This is a genomic window from Roseateles sp. P5_E11 (genome assembly GCF_054049355.1).
Window position 1 is genome coordinate 1 of sequence record NZ_JBFUMO010000853.1, and the last position, 1,791, is coordinate 1,791.

General features: G+C 67.3%; 2 protein-coding genes. Both read left to right on the plus strand.

The features are described from left to right. On the plus strand, positions 1-307 hold a 307-nt coding region (locus ACXJKR_RS31380; RefSeq protein WP_457326185.1), incomplete at its 5' end, for a PfkB family carbohydrate kinase. Between the two features lie 19 nt (positions 308-326). Beyond that, complete coding sequence (locus ACXJKR_RS31385; RefSeq protein ID WP_457326186.1) at positions 327-1,637, plus strand: TRZ/ATZ family hydrolase; 1,311 nt, start codon at positions 327-329, stop codon at positions 1,635-1,637. Positions 1,638-1,791 lie beyond the last annotated feature (154 nt).

Genomic DNA, 1,791 nt, shown 5'->3' on the forward strand with positions numbered 1-1,791 from the left:
GGCCCGGACCTTGCGCGCCAAGGGGCCGGCCGCCGTCCTCGTGTCCCTGGGCGCCGAAGGCCTGTGCTGGGTCGATGGCCAAGGCACGCGCCGCGTGCCGGCCCGCAAGGTGAAGGCTGTTGATACCGTCGGCGCTGGCGATACCCTCGTTGGGGCCCTCATCACCGCGTTGGCCGAGGGCCAGCCCATCGAGAACGCGCTCGCCTTCGCCCAGGCCGCCGCGGCGCTGGCCGTGTCGCGCGCTGGCGTGCAGGATGCGATGCCGCGCCGCGCGGAAGTCGAGCAACTCCTCACGCAAACAAACTGAATCCCACAAGGAGAACAAGATGCCCCAGACCCTGCTGCTGCCCCGCTGGATCCTGACCATGAAGGCCGGCGAAGACACGCTGGAAAACCACGCGCTGCTGATCGACGGCGAGCGCATCGCGGCCGTCGGCCCGCGCGAGACGCTGCTGGCCCAGTATCCCCAGGCCGAGCGCGTCGAGCTGCCCGAGCAGATCCTCATTCCCGGCCTCATCAACGCCCATGCCCACTCGGCCATGACGCTGCTGCGCGGCGTCGCCGATGACGTGCCGCTGATGGACTGGCTGCAGAACCACATCTGGCCGCTGGAGAAGAAGTGGGTCAGCGAGGAGTGGACGTATCTGGGCTCCAAGCTCGCTGCGGCCGAGGGCCTGCGCAGCGGCACGACCTACATCAACGACATGTACTTCTTCCCGACCGCGATGGCCCGTGCCGCCGTGGACTCGGGCGTGCGTGCCGCCGTGTCGATGAACGTCATCGACTTTCCCACCGGCTATGCCTCGGGCCCCGACGACTACATCGCCAAGGGCATCGCCGCCTACGAACAGTACAAGGGCGAGAAGCTGCTGGACTGGACGAGTGCGCCGCACGCGCCCTACACGGTGTCCGACGAGACCTTCATCAAGCTGCGCGACCTGGCCGAGAAGCTGGACATCCAGATGCATTGCCACATCCACGAGACGGCGGGCGAGGTGGAAGACGGTTTGAAACAGTTCGGCGTGCGGCCGCTGGAACGGCTGACTAAGCTGGGACTGATGAACGAACGCATGATCGCGGTCCACATGGTGCATCTCAATAACGAGGAGATCGAGCTGATGGCCAGGAACGGGGTGCACCTGGTGCACAACCCCAATTCCAACCTCAAGCTGGCCTCGGGCGTCATGCCGTTGAAGGCGCTGGAGGCCGCCGGAGTCAACACCGTGCTGGGCACCGACGGCGCGGCGTCCAATAATCGTCTCGACATGTTCGGTGAGATCCGCTCAGCAGCGCTGTTAGCCAAAGGCATCACGGGCGACCCGACGGTGGCCTCTGCGCGCACTGCGCTGGAGATGGCCACGGTGCGCGCCGCCAAGGCCATGGGCCGCGCCGACGACCTCGGTTCGCTGGAGGTCGGCAAGCTGGCCGACTGCGTCGCCGTGTCGCTGGACAGCGTCGAATGCCAGCCCGTGTACAACGCCGCGGCGCAGCTTGTCTATGTTGCCGGCCGCGAGCACGTCAGCAATGTCTGGATCGGCGGCCGCCAGGTGCTGCGTGAGCGCCAACCGGTCACGATCGATGTGCCGGCACTGATGGCCGAGGTGCGCGACGTCGTCGGCCGAATGAAAGCGCCATGACCAGAGCGTGGAGCCAGCACGGCCGCTTCAGCCTCAATTGGCGTGGCGATGTGCTGGTTCTGCGCCTTGAAGGGACCTGGAACGAGGTGGCCGCCACGCGGCTGCGCCAAGAGGGCGGCCGCCTGGCCCGTGAGCGTGCCGGCCGCCCCTGGGG